This is a genomic window from Pectobacterium atrosepticum (assembly GCA_019056595.1).
Taxonomy (GTDB): domain Bacteria; phylum Pseudomonadota; class Gammaproteobacteria; order Enterobacterales; family Enterobacteriaceae; genus Pectobacterium; species Pectobacterium atrosepticum.
The window spans coordinates 3,095,159-3,113,772 of record CP036163.1 but is presented as its reverse complement, the minus strand read 5'-3'; the positions used below and the strand labels follow the sequence as shown (position 1 = coordinate 3,113,772).

Genomic DNA, 18,614 nt, shown 5'->3' with positions numbered 1-18,614 from the left:
TTATCGCTTGCTAAGCATCGAGTGCGACGGATATGCCCTTTCCCGTTTTAGGGTGTAATAGCACTCTCCTGCATACACGCACCGACAGCCACTTTTTTTACGCCCCCCAAATGTAGACCAGACAGGGTGCGAATGTGAAGCCTTAAGACAGGCCATTTCAGGCCTTAAATCACGTTTTATCGCGTTATTGATGCAAATTTATCCCGATGTTACTACTTCCGGCCTCGCGCAGATCGGAACGGAGCCCTTTGATCAGCTCAATGTCGCGTTCTTCACAGGCCGCCAACAGGCGAAAAATCTCCCATTGGATATCCCATTCTTCTTCAATTGCAGGCAAAACCTTTAGCTCATCGTCGGTCATTTCTTTACCGGCCTGCGTCATTTCCAACATAGCAACCGTGCGGATAGACGCTTCGCTGATAGCTATCGTATGTTCCAGCGTTTCACCGCTTAAACGCGAATGAATCAGCTCGCCCAGCGCGATACAGGCATCAATAGCCGGGTAGACGCCATAAAGATCGTAATCTTCAGCAGCGGGAACCGCTTCTTCCAGCTTTTCCAACTGGCTATCGAAATTGACCTTTGCATCTTTAACAACCAATATTTCCCATACCAGATCGAGAATGCGGCGGTAAACCATCGCGTCGCCGAATTCTGTTTGACGACAAAATTCGTGGTAATTTGGATACATACGTTCACAAAGACATGCCATGAAAGTGACATGTTGCCAGCTCGCCAGCTTTTCCAGACGTAAATGAATGGGGTTACGTAACATTTTTATGCTCATTAACGGCGACGGACGGCAGTGTACCTGAAATCACAGTGACGCCCTATGCCTGAATTCCTAAAGTTTTACGACAATACGTTGGCCGCTTGCTGCCGTTGCCAACGCACAAATGCGGGACGATTTGATGCGACGGCATCAGCCCAACGGGTCGGCTCCGGTAAACGGTAGCCGCGCATGCAACATTGTACCCAGTGCAATGCGCTATCCTGACTGATTCTATGCCCTGTCGCCACAAACAACGGATTACAACGTGCTTTGCTACGCCATACCCAACCAATCTGCTCGCCCTTATCCAACAAGGGCTGCTGGCTACCGACGCTTTCTGCCACCGGCTCAAACCGGCCGCAAAGCCGACTTTTCGCCACGCCAATCGTGGGCACATCAACCAACAGACCAAAATGGCTGGCAACACCGAGACGGCGTGGATGGGAAATCCCATGCCCATCGACAAACAGCAGATCCGGTTTTTTTTCAAGCAACGCCCACGCAGCTAACAGCCCAGGGCATTCACGAAACGAAAGAAAACCGGGGATATAAGGCATCGTCGTGCTGATACGCGCAATCTTGTATTCTACCAGTTCCAACGAAGGATAGCGCATTACCGCAATTGCGGCGCGAGTTACCGAACCTTCTTGTTCAAAGCCAACATCCGCACCCGCGATAAACGCAGGCTGTTCAAAAGGTAAATCATCGTGCCGAATCACATCAGAAGCGCGAGCCAACTGCTCAGCTCGCAGCCGTTGTGTATCAATCACATCACCTCCTGTGAATCATGCGTGATAAGCGCGGGACAACCGATGTACCGCTTCAACAAAAACGCCCGCGTGCTCCGGCGGCACGTCCTGATGAATGCCGTGACCCAGATTGAAAACATGTCCGTTGCCTTGCCCAAATCCAGCGAGGATCGATGCCACTTCCTGTTCGATCCGTGCCGGATCGGCGTACAGCATTGAGGGATCCATATTTCCCTGTAACGCCACTTTATCACCTACGCGACGACGTGCATCGGCAATATCGCTCGTCCAGTCCAGCCCCAGAGCGTCACAGCCTGTTTCTGCCATCGCTTCTAGCCACTGGCCCCCGCCTTTGGTAAAGAGCGTCACTGGCACACGGCGCCCTTCATTCTCACGCTGTAAACTGTCAACGATCTTATGCATGTAATGCAGAGAGAATTCTTTGTAGTCACGCCCGCTCAATGCACCGCCCCAGGTATCGAATACCATTACCGCCTGCGCGCCTGCGCGAATCTGTGCGTTGAGATAAAGAATGACGCTATCAGCCAGCTTATCCAGCAACAGGTGCAGCGTTTTAGGCTCAGCAAACATCATTTTCTTGATGACGGTAAATGCTTTACTACTGCCGCCTTCAACCATATAGGTCGCCAGCGTCCACGGGCTACCCGAGAAGCCAATGAGCGGCACTTCACCAGCAAGATTTTTACGGATCGTCCGCACCGCGTTCATCACATAACCGAGTTCCTGTTCTGGATCGGGAACCGGCAGTTTAACCACATCGGCATGAGTCGTGATGGGTGAGTGAAAGCGTGGGCCTTCCCCCGCTTCAAAATAGAGGCCTAAGCCCATGGCATCTGGGATAGTCAGGATATCAGAGAACAGGATCGCTGCATCCAGCGCATAACGCCGCAAAGGTTGTAACGTGACTTCACAAGCCAGCTCTGCGTTTTTACACAGCGACATAAAATCGCCAGCCTGCGCGCGCGTTGCCTTATATTCCGGCAAATAACGCCCCGCCTGACGCATCATCCACACCGGAGTGATATCAACAGGTTGGCGCAATAATGCCCGCAAATAGCGATCGTTTTTCAGATCAGTCATGTTCTTTTCCTTTCAGCCTCACGGCGGTTCTACACCGGATAGATGGGTTGAAGCAGATGTTTTATGAAACGAATACGTTATGGTGCAAATAGTACCACGTCAGCCTTCGTTCTCGTGATAAGCGCGGCACAACACCACCGTATCTTCGATAAGCCGACGCGCCACGGTGCCCGGCGGAGGCAACTGAGGGAGTTGGTCATAGCGGAACCAGCCTGCGTCACGCAGCTCTTTCGGATCGTGCTTGATGTCTCCACCCGCATAATCGGCCATAAACGCCATCATCAGAGAATGAGGGAATGGCCAAGGCTGCGAACTCACGTAACGCAGATTTTTTATCTGGATTTGGCTCTCTTCCATTACCTCACGCACGACCGTTTGCTCCAGCGTTTCGCCTACTTCTACAAACCCAGCCAGCACGGTGTACATGTTTCCGCGATGTCGATTGTGCTGCGCCAGCAAAATTTCCTCGCCACGGCGAATCGCGACGATGATGCAAGGCGCGATCTGCGGGTAATAACGCTCTTTGCAGTGATGACATAAGCACGCCAGCTCCGTTTTACTCCGCACCATTTCATGCCCGCAGTAACCGCAAAAACGATGAGATCGATAGAACTCAGCCAGCTGTACGCCTCGCCCCGCTAGTTGGAATAAACCCACGTCCTGATCGAGCAGTTGGCGAACCGATGCCATATCAGTATCCCGACCCTGACACACCAGCCAGGCAAGCTGCCCTTGCCATTCACCGATTTGACGAGCTGTTTTCCCCTGTAACGACCACTCTGTAGCCGTTCCGAGTGGCAATTCTCCTTGAGGCATCCAGATTTGTACCGCATCGCTAACGACCCACCAGCCGGTTTCATCACCTTTTAGCGTCTGTTCCATATCTTTTTATTGCTCCACTGCCACTTCACTGGCATTTTACATTCAGAGTGATTACATAAGTTTTATAACTGGGATTTCAGTTAGTTCTTACCGTTCACGGAGTCAACAATGCTAAACCAGCTACAAAGTCTGACTGAATACGTTGGTGGCAATAATGCGTTAATCGACCAATGGCTACAAGCGCGTAAGCAGCTTCTGGTGGCTTACTATCATCTGGTTGGCATCAAGCCGAATAAGGAAGCGCTTTCTCTTTTGGATGAAGAGGCATTGGATAATTTTTGCCAGAATCTGGTGGACTATCTTTCAACAGGCCACTTTCATTTATATGAAAAAATGCTGCATGAAGCAGCGACCCACAGCGAACAAGTATTAGCACTTTCCACCCAGCTCGACTTCGCCCTGCAAAATAACACGCAGCAAATCATGACGTTTTACGATAGCCACCTGGCGGCCGCCATCGACCACGATAACTGCATCGAATTCCAGCAGGCACTTTCCAGCGTCGGCGAAGCATTAGAAGAGCGTTTTACGTTAGAAGACAACATGATCAAGCAGGTTTACGATAACTAGCCATCATTTGACGTTATTTAAGACCATCATCACACGCTGTACAGGTAAAATCGGCACGCTTTGACATCCGCGTTTTGCCGTCATACAGTGTAGGGGTTTTATTCGCCCGTTTAAGAGACGGGCAAATCTTGTCGGAGTGCCTAGCGTGCTTGTGTTTCGTTTTTACGGAACCTATGAGCGCACAGGCTGAGACCGTTAATTCGGGATCCGCGGAACCTGATCGGGTTAATACCTGCGAAGGGAACAAGAGTAATGCACCTCATTGAGCCCAAGGCTGTGTATTTCTACATACCTACCCTGATGCTTAATATCATTATTACTCCCTCCGGGCTCCAGACAAGCAATCTTCCCTTTACGCATTACAGGAACTTGCTATGTCTACAGAACCATTGTCTATCAACCCCTTGTCTGCAACACAAGAGCCATCCACATCGTCAAAACCAAGTCGCCGTGAACAGCGTGCTGCCGCTCAGCGGTTTATTGAAACTTTACAGGGAACCGCCTTTCCCAATTCAAAACGTATTTACCTTGCGGGCTCGCGTGACGACATCGCCGTACCGATGCGGGAGATTCAGCTCAGCCCGACGCTACTCGGCGGCAGCAAAGACGATCCCCAATACGAACCCAATGAGCCGATCCCGGTTTATGATACATCAGGGCCTTATGGCGACCCCGCCGCGCAACCCGATGTCCGCGTTGGGTTAGCGAAGCTGCGTGCCAGTTGGATTGCAGAACGTCACGACACCGAAGCGTTATCCGGCGTCAGCTCCGATTTCACCCAACAGCGCATGGCGGATGCTGGTCTGGATCATCTGCGCTTCGAACATTTGCCACGACCGCTGTGTGCCAAAACAGGCAAACGCGTCACCCAGCTTCACTATGCGCGACAGGGCATGATTACCCCCGAAATGGAATTTATCGCTATTCGCGAAAATATGGGACGCGAGCGCATTCGCGGCGAAGTTCTGCGCCAACAGCATCCGGGCCAAAGTTTCGGTGCCCTCCTGCCGGAAAACATCACGCCGGAATTCGTCCGTCAGGAAGTGGCTGCCGGGCGCGCTATTATTCCCTCAAACATCAATCACCCAGAATCGGAACCGATGATTATCGGCCGCAATTTTCTGGTGAAAGTTAACGCCAATATTGGTAACTCCGCCGTGACGTCCTCCATCGAAGAAGAGGTGGAAAAGCTGGTCTGGTCTACCCGTTGGGGCGCGGATACGGTGATGGATCTCTCGACCGGACGCTATATTCACGAGACTCGCGAGTGGATTCTGCGTAACAGTCCGGTGCCAATCGGGACAGTGCCAATCTATCAGGCGCTGGAGAAAGTGAACGGCGTGGCGGAAAACCTGAACTGGGAAATGTTCCGCGATACGCTACTGGAACAGGCCGAGCAAGGGGTGGACTATTTCACCATCCATGCTGGCGTGCTGTTGCGCTACGTCCCGATGACGGCCAAACGCCTGACCGGCATCGTCTCGCGCGGGGGTTCCATCATGGCGAAGTGGTGCCTGTCGCATCACAAAGAGAGCTTCCTGTACGAACACTTCCGCGAAATCTGTGAAATCTGCGCCGCTTATGATGTCGCGCTGTCGCTGGGTGACGGCTTACGCCCAGGCTCCATTCAGGATGCCAATGACGAAGCGCAGTTTGCCGAGCTGCATACACTGGGTGAGCTAACCAAAATTGCCTGGGAATACGACGTACAGGTAATGATCGAAGGCCCCGGGCACGTTCCGATGCAGATGATCCGCCGCAACATGACCGAAGAGCTGGAGCACTGTCACGAAGCGCCGTTCTACACACTCGGCCCGCTAACCACAGATATTGCACCGGGTTACGATCACTTTACCTCTGGCATCGGTGCCGCCATGATCGGCTGGTTCGGTTGTGCGATGCTCTGTTACGTGACACCGAAAGAGCATCTCGGCTTGCCGAACAAAGAAGACGTCAAGCAAGGGCTGATTACCTACAAGATCGCCGCCCACGCGGCCGATCTTGCGAAGGGTCACCCCGGCGCTCAAATCCGTGATAACGCCATGTCTAAAGCGCGCTTCGAATTCCGTTGGGAAGATCAGTTCAATCTGGCACTCGATCCGCAAACGGCACGCGCCTACCACGATGAAACGTTGCCGCAAGAATCCGGTAAAGTCGCCCACTTCTGTTCCATGTGCGGTCCTAAATTCTGTTCGATGAAAATCTCACAGGAAGTGCGCGATTACGCCGCGAAACAGGAAACGGAAGCCAAACCGATTGAAATTGGCATGGCTGAGATGTCGCAGGAATTCCGCTCTCGTGGCAGCGAGCTTTATCACAGCGCCACCAGCCTACAAGCCGAGGAAAGCAAATGACGGACTCGACGCCTTTTGCCCCAACGGCACAGCGGCTGGGGCTCTATCCTGTTGTCGATAGCGTGGAGTGGATCGAACGCCTGCTCGGTGTCGGGGTGAAAACGATCCAGCTAAGAATCAAAGATCGGTCAGATGAACAAGCCGAAACCGATGTGATCCAAGCGATCGCATTGGGTAGTCGCTATCAGGCTCAGCTCTTCATCAATGACTACTGGACATTGGCAGTAAAGCATCAGGCGTATGGCGTACATCTGGGTCAGGAAGATCTGGATACAGCCGATCTGGCTGCGATTAAAAAAGCCGGCCTGCGCTTAGGCGTCTCTACGCACTACGATCGTGAACTGGCGCGTGCAGTAGCAATAAACCCGTCCTACATCGCACTCGGGCATATTTTCCCCACGCAGACCAAAGATATGCCTTCTGCGCCGCAGGGGTTGGCCGAACTGACCCGACACATCGCCGATCTGCAAGGCCGTTTTCCCACGGTGGCAATCGGTGGGATCAGCATCGACAGAGTGCCTGCGGTGCTGGCAACGGGCGTCGGCAGCATTGCCGTCGTCAGCGCCATTACTCAGGCACCAGACTGGCGGCAAGCCACGGCGACGCTGCTCAAGATGATTGAGGGACGGGAGGCATGAAATGGTAACTAATCACCCTCCAACGCCTGCGGGACTGAGCGATAGCGAGTTCATGCGCTACAGCCGTCAACTGATGCTGGAAGATATTGGCCCGGAAGGTCAGGAGAAGCTCAAAGCTGCCCGCGTTCTGCTGGTAGGGCTAGGTGGACTGGGCTCGCCCGCCTCACTCTATCTTGCCGCCGCAGGAGTCGGCACGCTACTGCTTGCCGACGATGACTCGCTGCATATCAGCAACCTGCAACGCCAGATTCTGTATCGCACCAGCGAAACCGACCAGCCCAAAGCGGTGTTGGCACAGCGTCAGCTACAGGCGTTAAACCCACATTCAGAAGCGATTGCTATTACCGAAAGGCTAAGCGGTGACGCGTTACACAACGCCGTCAGCCGTGTCGATCTGGTACTGGATTGCAGCGACAACATGATAACCCGCCATGCGGTTAACGCCGCCTGCGTAGGGGCTGGCAAGCCGCTGATCAGCGGTAGCGCCGTCGGTTTCAGCGGTCAACTCACGGTCTTCACGCCGCCTTATCACTCTGGCTGCTACGCCTGCCTGTACCCCGATACCGCCGAACCGCAGCGCAACTGTCGTACTGCTGGCGTGCTTGGTCCGGTGGTCGGTGTGATTGGCACACTTCAGGCGCTGGAAGCAATCAAACTGCTGGCAGGCTTGCCGTCCGCGTTGGACGGCAAACTGAGAATGTTCAATGGCAAGCAGCAGAGCTGGAGCACACTCCAACTGACGCGTTCGCCTCATTGCCCGGTATGTGGAGGCGTGGCATGAAAATCACGTTGAATGATGAGCCCTTTGAGTGCCCAGAGGCCATGACGGTTGAGACGCTGCTGAACCAGATAAATCGGTTCCAGCCAGGCACAGCGTTAGCCATCAACCAGACCATTATCCCGCACGCCACTTGGTCACAGCATCAAGTGCAAGACGGTGATGATATTTTGCTTTTTCAGGCAATCGCGGGAGGATGACATGCTGCACATTGCCGATACGATATTAACTTCACGACTACTGACCGGCACCGGCAAATTCGCCACGCCAGAGCTGATGCTAGCGGCACTTGAGGCTTCCGGTTCGCAGTTAGTCACCATGGCGATGAAGCGCGTAGATCTGAATGGCGGCAACGATGCCATTCTCGCTCCGCTACGCCAGCTCGGTATCAAGCTGCTGCCAAACACGTCAGGTGCCAAAACCGCAGACGAAGCTGTTTTTGCTGCCCGACTGGCGCGTGAAGCGCTGGGTACTCACTGGTTGAAACTGGAAATTCACCCCGATGTGAAATACCTGCTGCCCGACCCTATCGAAACGCTGAAGGCCGCCGAGCAGTTGGTCAAAGAGGGATTCACGGTGCTGCCCTATTGCGGTGCCGACCCAGTACTGTGCAAACGACTGGAAGAAGTCGGCTGCGCCGCCGTGATGCCACTGGGTGCGCCAATTGGCTCCAATCAGGGGCTGCAAACGCGTGATTTTCTCCGCATTATCATCGAACAGGCGCGTATTCCGGTGATTGTCGATGCGGGTATTGGTGCGCCCAGCCATGCGGCCGATGCGCTGGAAATGGGGGCCGACGGCGTGTTGGTAAATACAGCAATCGCTGTTGCCCGCGATCCTGTGGCGATGGCGCGCGCATTTCGGCTGGCCGTCGATGCCGGTGGGCTTGCTCGTCAAGCCGGGCTGGGAAATAAGCAGTTTGTCGCCAGCGCCACCAGCCCGCTCACCGGTTTTCTGCACCAGCAAACGGAAGGGGCGGAGCGATGAGCGTCGATTTTCAAACCGCCTGGGAACAACTCGACTGGGATGACCTGACGCTGCGCATCAACAGTAAAAACACGCTTGACGTTGAACGAGCGCTTACTGCGCCACACCTGACGCGCGACGACTTTATGGCGCTCATTTCACCTGCCGCCAGCGCTTATCTGGAACCGCTAGCCCAGCGGGCACAGCAGCTCACTCGACAGCGTTTCGGCAATACGGTGAGCTTTTATGTACCGTTATATCTGTCCAATCTGTGCTCCAACGACTGCACCTACTGCGGTTTTTCGATGAGCAATCACATCAAGCGAAAAACGCTGGATGAGGCAGAGATTCTACGTGAATGCGCGGCTATCAAAGAACTCGGGTTTGAACACCTGCTGCTCGTGACCGGCGAACATCAGCGCAAGGTGGGAATGGACTATTTTCGTCGCGTCTTTCCACTGATTCGACCGCTCTTCAGTTCGTTGATGATCGAAGTCCAGCCACTATCGCAGGACGAGTACGCCGAGTTGAAAATGCTGGGGCTGGATGGCGTGATGGTCTATCAGGAAACTTACCACCCAGCGACCTACCAACTGCACCATCTAAAAGGACAAAAGCAGGATTTCCACTGGCGACTCGCTACGCCGGATCGGCTTGGTCGTGCGGGGATCGACAAGATCGGGCTGGGTGCTTTAATCGGCCTATCCAATAGCTGGCGAACCGACTGCTACATGGTGGCGGAACATCTGCTGCACTTACAGCAGAACTACTGGCAGAGTCGTTACTCTATCTCGTTCCCTCGCCTGCGCCCCTGTGCGGGCGGCATTGAGCCAGCATCGTTAATGGATGAAGCACAGCTCATGCAGGTGATTTGTGCATTCCGATTACTGTCACCGGATATTGAGCTATCGCTTTCCACGCGCGAATCACCTTTCTTTCGCGATCATGCAATTCCCATTGCGATTAACAATGTCAGCGCGTTTTCCAAAACCCAGCCGGGTGGCTATGCCGACAATCATCCCGAATTGGAACAGTTCACACCGCATGATTCACGACGCCCTGAAGATGTAGCGCAGGCCATCATACGAGCAGGTCTTCAACCGGTGTGGAAAGACTGGGACGGGTATTTAGGCAGGTAGTGGGACGATGCGCCTGATAGTGATCACTTAAGCGTGAAGTGAGAGGGAAACCCGGTGATGAGGTTCCCGTAGGGATGCCTCATGCCGTGGTAGCCCTCGGTATCTCAGATTTTAAGCGATCGACATGAGTTGATACGCTTGATTTGGGAAGCAGCTCGCAGGCCGGAATGAGAGTTACGCGGAAGGCAATATTCTCAGGATAGCGCCGCGCAACATGACATTCGGCCTATCGTCACGGCCTGCGACGAAGAATACAGTAGCGTCGTTGGCAGGCCTGAGGTACTGAGCCTGCTAGCCGGAGCCGTTTGCCATTTATCGGTTCTGCACATCAACCCGCCGATACGGGGCTTATCCTTACCCGTATCGGCCCTTCCTTAAAAATCATCAGATACGTTGTATACCCTAAATAATTCGAGTTGCAGGACAAAAACGGCAAGGCGTTTTGAACAGCGCTTGCGCTGACCCCGAAGGGGTGAGGCCATAAGGCCGAATAACGCGGCAAGAGAGGGGCAAACTCGTCGGGAACGAATTTGACCAGCCAACGGCTGGCCTTCGGTGAGAGACAGGACGTCTCTCATTTCATCCCGATGAGCTTACACAAGTAAGTGATTCGGGTGAGTGACACATCTGCCAGGGGCAGATTTGAACGCTGCTTGCAGCGGCACCAACGGGGCGAGGCACATGTAAGTGTGCCGAATAATGCAGCCAACGCACATGCAGCTTGAAGTATGACGAGTATAGTTAAGTATGCATCATCTTCGCGACTTCACTACCCACGATGCGCAGCCCTTCTCTCATCTCTTCCGTAAAGCGATTAGCATAATTGAGTCGAATACAATTGCGATATTTCCCTGAGGCGGAAAATAGCGAACCAGCAGCTATTTGTATACCCGCTTTTCTGACTTCACGCGCGAGCTTGAGAGAATCAAAATATTCAGGCAGTTCGATCCACACCAAAAAGCCGCCTTGTGGGCGACTCACACAAATGTTTGACGGAAAGTACTCACGTACCCAGCAGGTAAATATATCGAGGTTAGCTTTGTACTGCGCGCGCATGCGGCGCAAATGAGGCTGATAGTGTCCACGACGAATAAATTCTGCCACGGCTAGCTGGGGCTGTACCACTGTCGATCCTGTACTGATGTATTTTGTATGGATTACCCGCTCCAAATAACGCCCCGGAGCGATCCAGCCTACACGCAAACCGGGAGCCAGGTTCTTCGAAAACGAGCTACACAACAGTACGCGGCCATCTTCATCAAACGACTTTATCGCGCGCGGGCGCGGATATTCATAGGCCAGCTCGCCATATGCATCATCTTCAATAATCGCGATATCAAAGTGCTGCGCCAGTGTAACCAGCGATTTCTTACGGGCATCAGGCATGATGAAGCCAAGCGGGTTGTTACAGCTAGGAACCAGAAGTACAGCTTTGACCGGCCACTGATCCAGCGCCAGCCGCAGCGCTTCGAGACTGATCCCCGTGACAGAGTCAGTCGGGATTTCGATCGCTTTGATATCCAGCCCACGAAGGATCTGCATCGTGCCCGGAAAAGCGGGTGATTCAACAGCCACGATGTCACCAGGCTGACAAACGGCGCGGACGGCAACAAACAAGGCTTCCTGACATCCGGTAGTGATCACAATATCATCTTGGTTCAGCTGACAGCCACAGTCTACGGTAAGACGGGCAATCTGTTCACGCAGTGCAGGCACGCCGTATACGCTGTCATATTGTAAGACTCGGGGATCCTGATACTGGCAGAGTCGACTCATCTCTTTCCACAGTGGTTTGATGGTCGGCTGGCTCACATCCGGCATTCCGCTGCCAAATTTCAGCACGTTGGTTTCCAGACGTACGTTCACCAATTCCAGTACCGACTCCCACTGCGTGATTTCAACCGGACGTTGAGCAGGACGCGTCAGCGCGGGTACGGGCGGGGTTGCCTTGCGCGGCGTGACAAAATATCCCGAACGCGGCTGCGGCATAATCAACTGCCGAGTTTCCAGCAGATGATAGGCTTGCTGTACGGTACTGATACTCACACCATGTTCTGTACTCAGTGCCCGAACGGAAGGCAGGCGTTCTCCGCTTTGATATAACCCTTGTTCAATCCGCTGCTCTAACAGCCCAGCAAGGTGTTGATAACGCGTCATCAGTATCGTTCCCCATCATGATTAACAGCAGTAACCAGTACAGATTCGAATAAAAATCACCATTCAGATGCAATATCACACAATCTGTATGCTAAAAAAATGGATTTTTTGCGTCTGTATTGGAAAAGCCTTTCACCTCATCATAGCGATCATTCACTGGCGAGGGGGAATATATGGAATTTCATGAGAATCGATCACAAAAACCGTTCCGCGAGTCACCGTTCTGGCTAATGCTGATTTTGCCGTACCGTTTGTGGAAAGCCTGGCGAGTAAGAGCACAAACGCTGAAGATACTGCGGAATATGAGCAATGATGGGCTCAAGGATATCGGGCTGAAACGAAGCGATCTCGATCGGTTCAGATAACATAACAACCAAAAAACAGTAGAAATATCGCCGATACAGATAGTGCATCTGTATCGGCAAGATAAAGAGATTAGTGAGGCACAGTATCGTCTGAAGGTGCTTTCATCCCCATCCCGACAACTGCCGACAGTAAGCAGCCGATGGCAAGGTAGGCCGCCACCGCGTGCCATGAACCATCCATAAATTCCACCAGCAGGACAGCGATAAAAGGTGTAAATCCGCCGCCGACCACACTGGCGACCTGATAACCCACACCAGCCCCGCTATAGCGATACGCCGTACCAAATAGCTCCGTAAACATCGGTTGCTGTACGCTAACGATCATATCGTGGGCAGCATTCGCCAACATGATGGCAAAAAACAGAATCATCAGCGTGTTGTGGCTTTCCAGCGCCATGAAGAAAGGCACCGCACTCACGGCTCCAATCAACGCACCGGTCACATAGATACGACGACGGCCAAAGCTATCCGCCAGATAGGCAAAGAAAGGAATAGACACACAGCTTATCGCCCCCACTAGCAGCCCGATATTCAGGAAAATATCCCGCGATAGCCCAAGATGGGTGGTGGAGTAATTGAGTGCAAACGCGGTGACGATATACATCGTCAGCAGCTCACCAAGCCGTAGCGCAATAATCAGCAGGAATGCCTTCGGATGCTGGCGCAGTGCTTCCATAATAGGGAACGAACGCAGCTTCTGTGCTCTTTCACCTAGAGTTTTGTTGGCTTCAAATTCCTGAGACTCATCCATCCCATTACGTACCCACCAAGCGATAGCAACTAGAATCAGGCTGAATAAGAACGGCAAACGCCAACCCCAACTGGTAAATTCCTCATTGGTCGTCAAATTGCTCACCACTGATACCGACCCGGTTGCCAGCAAAAGCCCGACACCAAAGCCAACCTGTACGCCACTGCTGTAAAAGGCTTTCTTCTTCTTCGGCGCGTTTTCTACCGCCAACAGCGCCGCCCCGCCCCATTCGCCACCGACCGCGAATCCCTGAATTGCCCGCAGCGTGACCAACAGCGCCGGTGCCCACCAGCCAATAGAATCAAACGACGGCAGCAGCCCAATCAATGCAGTGGAAATGCCCATCATCCAGACCGTAATCATTAACATCCGTTTACGGCCCAGCTTGTCACCAAAGTGACCAAACACCATGCCACCTAACGGGCGGAACAAGAAACCAACGCCGAACGTACCAAATGCCGCCAGCGTCCCCATCGTCGGGCTGATCTGTGGGAAAAATTCGGTATTAAATACAAGAGCGGCAACAATTCCGTACAGAAGAAAATCGTACCAATCGACAACGGCACCAACAAAACTGCCCCATGCTGCACGTTTTGCTCGATGTTGAGAATGGCTTACTGACTGTGTTTGTAGGGTTTTATCAGAAGAGAGTGAATCATCCTGATGAGGTAATGAGCCGCCAGGCTGTGAGAGTGTTGGCGTAGTCGAGGTGTCCATGTCGGTTCCGTTCTATTTACTTTACACTACTGTACAACAAAAAATTTCAGGATGAAATTTTTAACGTCGTTTGCGACGGCCTTTAGGTAGCGCATAGGGATGTGCGCTATAAAAAATTTCAGGATGATATAAAACGCCGGGAGCGTTTTATAACAACGTACAGCGTTGGCCCGCAGGACGCCTTCCATCAATTTTTAACGTCGCTTGCAACGGCCTTCAGGTAGCACACAGGGATGCGCACTATAAAAAAAACCCAGCCATGATAGCTGGGGTTTTTATTATTTACCGCATGGTAGTGCAGCGTAAACAGACTTATTCGTCGTCGCGCTTACCAAAACCTGCGTTCAACAGTTCAGCCATGTTAGCAGAAGCTTCATCGGCACTCACCTGAGGTACGACAGGAGCTTCACTCGCCTGACGTCGGCGCATACGATCCTGATGGTACGCATAACCCGTACCCGCTGGGATCAAACGACCCACGATGACGTTCTCTTTCAAGCCACGCAGTTCATCACGTTTACCAGCAACAGCAGCTTCGGTAAGTACGCGAGTGGTTTCCTGGAACGATGCTGCAGAGATGAAGGACTCGGTCGCCAGAGATGCTTTGGTGATACCCAGCAGATCGCGGCTGAACGTTGCCGTGATCTTGCCATCCGCTTCCAACTTGCGGTTGGCAATCTTGATGCGAGACATTTCTGCCTGTTCGCCTTCCAGGAACTCCGTACTACCCGCGCTAACGATGGTGCCTTTACGCAACATCTGACGAACGATAACCTCAATGTGTTTATCGTTAATCTTAACGCCTTGCAGACGGTAAACTTCCTGAACTTCGTTGGTGATATAACGCGTTACTGCATGTACACCACGCAGACGCAGGATATCGTGCGGAGACTCTGGGCCGTCGGAAACAACGTCACCACGTTCCACAACTTCACCTTCGAACACGTTGAGCTGACGCCATTTCGGAATCATCTCTTCGTAAGCATCGCTACCATCCAACGGAGAAATCACCAGACGGCGCTTGCCTTTGGTTTCTTTACCGAAGGAAATGATGCCGCTGATCTCTGCCAGAATCGCCGGTTCTTTCGGGCGACGAGCTTCGAACAGGTCGGCTACGCGTGGCAGACCACCGGTAATATCCTTGGTACCGCTGGATTCCTGAGGGAGACGCGCCAATGTATCACCGGCACCAATCTGCACTCCATCTTCCAACTGAACAATCGTTTTACCCGGCAGGAAGTATTGAGCAGGCATATCGGTACCTGGGATCAGTACATCTTGACCCTTGGCATCAACGATTTTCAGTGCCGGACGCAGATCTTTACCACTACCGGTACGCTCTGCGCTATCCAGAACCACGATAGAAGACAAACCAGTCAGGTCATCGGTCTGGCGGGTAATGGTCTGACCGTCAATCATATCAGCAAAACGGATAAAACCGCTCACTTCGGTCACCACAGGCATGGTGTGCGGATCCCAGTTTGCGACAGTTTCGCCACCGCTAACGTCAGAGCCGTCACCTTTCGCCATCACCGCACCGTAAGGCACTTTATAGCTTTCTTTAGTACGTCCGAATTCGTCGATCAGCTTCAGTTCGGTATTACGTGAAGTAATAACCAGTTTACCGTTACCGTTCATAACGAACTTCACGTTGTTCAGTTTCAGGCTACCTTTGTTTTTCACCTGAATGCTGGACTCAGCAGCCGCACGCGATGCCGCACCACCGATGTGGAACGTACGCATGGTTAGCTGTGTACCCGGTTCACCGATGGACTGTGCCGCGATAACCCCGATGGCCTCACCTTTGTTGATGATATGACCACGAGCCAGGTCGCGACCGTAGCAATTGGCGCAGACGCCAAAGTCGGTTTGGCAGCTTACCACTGAACGCACTTTAACGACGTCAACAGAGTTCTCTTCCAACATGTCACACCACTGCTCGTTCAGCAGCGTGTTACGTGGAACCAGAATATCCGCGGTACCCGGTTTGATCACGTCTTCAGCCGTTACACGGCCCAGTACGCGTTCACGCAGTGGCTCTTTAACATCACCACCCTCGATAACCGGCGTCATCATGATACCTTCATGGGTACCACAATCGTCCTCGGTCACAACCAGATCCTGCGCAACGTCAACCAGACGACGAGTCAGGTAACCGGAGTTTGCCGTTTTCAGTGCGGTATCCGCCAGACCTTTACGCGCACCGTGCGTCGAGATGAAGTACTGGAGTACGTTCAAACCTTCACGGAAGTTTGCGGTAATCGGCGTCTCGATGATGGAACCATCTGGTTTCGCCATCAGACCACGCATACCCGCCAACTGACGAATCTGTGCTGCGGAACCACGCGCACCGGAGTCAGCCATCATAAAGATGCTGTTGAAAGAAACCTGCTGCTCAACCACGCCATCACGGTTAACCACATCCTCAACGGACAGGTTTTCCATCATCGCTTTCGCAACACGTTCATTCGCCGCTGCCCAGATATCGATCACTTTGTTATAGCGTTCGCCCGCGGTAACCAGACCAGACTGGAACTGCTCCTGAATCTCGGCAACTTCGGTTTCTGCTTCTTCGATAATCTCGGCTTTTTTCGCCGGGATAACCATGTCATCGATACCTACGGAAGCACCAGAGCGCGCCGCGTAAGCAAAACCGGTATACATAGTCTGGTCAGCGAAGATAACCGTCGGCTTCAGACCCAAAATGCGGTAACAGGTGTTAAGCATTTTGGAGATCGCTTTCTTGCCCAGAGGCTGGTTAACGATCGAGAACGGCAGACCTTTCGGTACGATCATCCACAAGATGGCGCGACCGATAGTCGTATCAATAATCGACGTCTGATGCGTAACATCGCCTTCGATACTCTTGATCTCTTCCGTAATACGCACTTTAACGCGCGCATGCAGAGAGGCCAGACCGGCACGATAAACGCGTTCTGCTTCTTTCGGACCCGTGAGCACCATGCCTTCGCCTTTGGCGTTAACACAGTCACGCGTCATGTAATACAGACCCAATACCACGTCCTGAGAAGGAACGATGATTGGCTCACCATTCGCAGGGGACAGGATGTTGTTGGTCGACATCATCAACGCACGCGCTTCCAACTGGGCTTCCAGCGTCAGCGGTACGTGTACAGCCATCTGGTCACCATCGAAGTCGGCGTTATAGGCCGCACAAACCAGCGGGTGCAGCTGGATCGCTTTACCTTCGATCAGCACTGGCTCAAATGCCTGGATACCCAAACGGTGCAGTGTTGGTGCACGGTTCAGCAGTACCGGGTGTTCGCGGATGACTTCGTCCAGGATATCCCATACGACGGCTTCTTCACGCTCAACCATTTTCTTGGCGGCTTTAATGGTGGTAGCAAGACCACGCAGTTCCAGCTTGCCGTAGATGAACGGTTTGAACAGTTCCAGCGCCATTTTCTTCGGCAGACCGCACTGGTGCAGACGCAGGTATGGACCAACGGTGATAACGGAACGACCGGAGTAGTCAACACGCTTACCGAGCAGGTTCTGACGGAAACGACCCTGTTTACCTTTGATCATATCGGCCAAAGATTTCAGAGGACGCTTGTTAGAACCGGTGATCGCACGACCGCGACGGCCGTTATCCAGCAAGGCATCAACCGCTTCCTGCAACATACGTTTTTCGTTACGTACTATGATATCCGGCGCAGCCAGATCCAACAGACGTTTCAGACGGTTGTTACGGTTGATCACACGACGATACAGATCGTTCAGATCGGAAGTCGCGAAACGACCGCCATCCAGCGGAACCAATGGACGCAGATCTGGCGGCAGTACCGGCAGAACGGTCAGGATCATCCACTCTGGCTTGTTGCCAGACTGTACGAACGCTTCCAGCAGCTTAATACGCTTGGTCAGCTTTTTACGTTTGGTTTCGGAGTTGGTTTCGGTCAGCTCTTCACGCAGCTGCTCGCATTCCTGCTCCAGATCCATATTCTTCAGCAGAGCCTGAATCGCTTCGGCGCCCATTTTCGCGTCGAATTCATCACCAAACTCTTCCAGCGCATCCAGATACTGCTCTTCAGTCAGGATCTGGCGGCGCTCAAGGTTGGTCATCCCACCTTCAACCACGACATAAGATTCAAAATAAAGCACACGCTCAATATCACGCAGCGGCATATCTAACAGCAAACCGATACGGGAAGGCAGTGACTTCAGGAACCAGATGTGCGCAGTCGGGGAAGCCAGCTCGATGTGGCCCATACGCTCACGGCGTACTTTAGTCTGGGTCACTTCAACGCCGCACTTCTCACAAATAACACCACGGTGTTTCAGGCGCTTATACTTACCGCACAAGCACTCATAGTCTTTTACTGGCCCAAAGATACGGGCGCAGAAAAGGCCGTCACGCTCAGGTTTGAACGTACGGTAGTTGATGGTTTCTGGCTTTTTAACTTCACCAAAAGACCACGAACGGATCATGTCTGGCGAGGCCAGAGCAATTTTGATCGCATCAAACTCTTCGGTCTTAGTTTGCGCTTTCAGAAACTTTAATAAGTCTTTCACGGATTGGCTCCTGTCGGAGTTAGACCTGATAGACACCTGAACTATGCTGTTCAAAACAACATGGCTGTTAAAAACAACATTGCCGTTAAAACAGCGTTCAGGTGTCCCTATGACGAATGCCAGCAATACAACGGGCTGG

Annotated in this window: 15 protein-coding genes and 1 riboswitch; of the genes, 8 read left to right on the top strand and 7 right to left on the bottom strand. The window is 52.8% G+C overall.

Features of this window, described 5'->3' with window-relative positions; all coding sequences use genetic code 11:
* Positions 1–184: 184 nt before the first annotated feature.
* From DCX48_14805 to DCX48_14790, 4 genes are all read right to left on the bottom strand, one after another.
* A complete protein-coding gene (locus DCX48_14805; GenBank protein ID QXE15678.1) occupies positions 185–775 on the bottom strand; it encodes a DUF416 family protein in 591 nt (196 codons plus the stop codon).
* A 77-nt stretch (positions 776–852) separates the two neighbouring features.
* Positions 853–1,542, bottom strand: a complete 690-nt coding sequence (locus DCX48_14800) for a deoxyribonuclease V (protein QXE15677.1) — start codon at positions 1,540–1,542, stop codon at positions 853–855.
* 15 nt (positions 1,543–1,557) lie between these two features.
* Complete coding sequence (locus DCX48_14795; GenBank protein ID QXE15676.1) at positions 1,558–2,622, bottom strand: uroporphyrinogen decarboxylase; 1,065 nt, start codon at positions 2,620–2,622, stop codon at positions 1,558–1,560.
* Between the two features lie 99 nt (positions 2,623–2,721).
* The gene (locus DCX48_14790) at positions 2,722–3,504 is read right to left on the bottom strand and encodes an NAD(+) diphosphatase (protein QXE15675.1); all 783 of its coding nucleotides are present in this window, start codon (positions 3,502–3,504) and stop codon (positions 2,722–2,724) included.
* Positions 3,505–3,612: 108 nt separating this feature from the next.
* Between DCX48_14790 and DCX48_14785 the strand changes: the two genes are divergently transcribed.
* The 7 genes from DCX48_14785 to thiH all read left to right on the top strand — a co-directional run bounded on the left by DCX48_14785 (position 3,613) and on the right by thiH (position 9,949).
* Positions 3,613–4,074: a sigma D regulator gene (locus DCX48_14785; GenBank protein ID QXE15674.1), complete on the top strand. Its 462-nt coding sequence runs from the start codon at positions 3,613–3,615 to the stop codon at positions 4,072–4,074.
* A gap of 122 nt (positions 4,075–4,196) precedes the next feature.
* A riboswitch (TPP riboswitch) is annotated at positions 4,197–4,334 on the top strand.
* A gap of 114 nt (positions 4,335–4,448) precedes the next feature.
* On the top strand, positions 4,449–6,428 hold the full coding sequence (gene thiC, locus DCX48_14780) for a phosphomethylpyrimidine synthase ThiC (protein ID QXE15673.1): 1,980 nt from the start codon (positions 4,449–4,451) through the stop codon (positions 6,426–6,428).
* Positions 6,425–7,066, top strand: coding sequence for a thiamine phosphate synthase (locus DCX48_14775; protein QXE15672.1), 642 nt, complete (start codon positions 6,425–6,427; stop codon positions 7,064–7,066). The genes thiC and DCX48_14775 overlap by 4 nt, the downstream gene beginning before the upstream one ends.
* Before the next feature lies 1 nt (position 7,067).
* Entirely contained in the window at positions 7,068–7,847 is a 780-nt protein-coding gene (locus DCX48_14770) for a HesA/MoeB/ThiF family protein (protein QXE15671.1), read from the top strand.
* Positions 7,844–8,044, top strand: coding sequence for a sulfur carrier protein ThiS (gene thiS, locus DCX48_14765; protein ID QXE15670.1), 201 nt, complete (start codon positions 7,844–7,846; stop codon positions 8,042–8,044). Before DCX48_14770 ends, thiS begins: the two co-directional genes overlap by 4 nt.
* Before the next feature lies 1 nt (position 8,045).
* Positions 8,046–8,831, top strand: coding sequence for a thiazole synthase (locus tag DCX48_14760; protein ID QXE15669.1), 786 nt, complete (start codon positions 8,046–8,048; stop codon positions 8,829–8,831).
* On the top strand, positions 8,828–9,949 hold the full coding sequence (gene thiH, locus DCX48_14755) for a 2-iminoacetate synthase ThiH (GenBank protein QXE15668.1): 1,122 nt from the start codon (positions 8,828–8,830) through the stop codon (positions 9,947–9,949). The genes DCX48_14760 and thiH overlap by 4 nt, the downstream gene beginning before the upstream one ends.
* Before the next feature lie 741 nt (positions 9,950–10,690).
* Here the strand turns inward: thiH and DCX48_14750 are convergent.
* A complete protein-coding gene (locus tag DCX48_14750) occupies positions 10,691–12,106 on the bottom strand; it encodes a PLP-dependent aminotransferase family protein (GenBank protein QXE15667.1) in 1,416 nt (471 codons plus the stop codon).
* Between the two features lie 173 nt (positions 12,107–12,279).
* Here DCX48_14750 and DCX48_14745 point away from each other — a divergent pair, with 173 nt between their 5' ends.
* Positions 12,280–12,471 (top strand): DUF1127 domain-containing protein, encoded by a 192-nt coding sequence (locus DCX48_14745; protein ID QXE15666.1) that lies wholly within the window; start codon positions 12,280–12,282, stop codon positions 12,469–12,471.
* Positions 12,472–12,541: 70 nt separating this feature from the next.
* Here the strand turns inward: DCX48_14745 and DCX48_14740 are convergent, their stop codons facing one another.
* Positions 12,542–13,939, bottom strand: a complete 1,398-nt coding sequence (locus DCX48_14740) for a shikimate transporter (protein QXE15665.1) — start codon at positions 13,937–13,939, stop codon at positions 12,542–12,544.
* Positions 13,940–14,251: 312 nt separating this feature from the next.
* Positions 14,252–18,475, bottom strand: coding sequence for a DNA-directed RNA polymerase subunit beta' (gene rpoC / locus DCX48_14735; protein ID QXE15664.1), 4,224 nt, complete (start codon positions 18,473–18,475; stop codon positions 14,252–14,254).
* Positions 18,476–18,614: the final 139 nt, after the last annotated feature.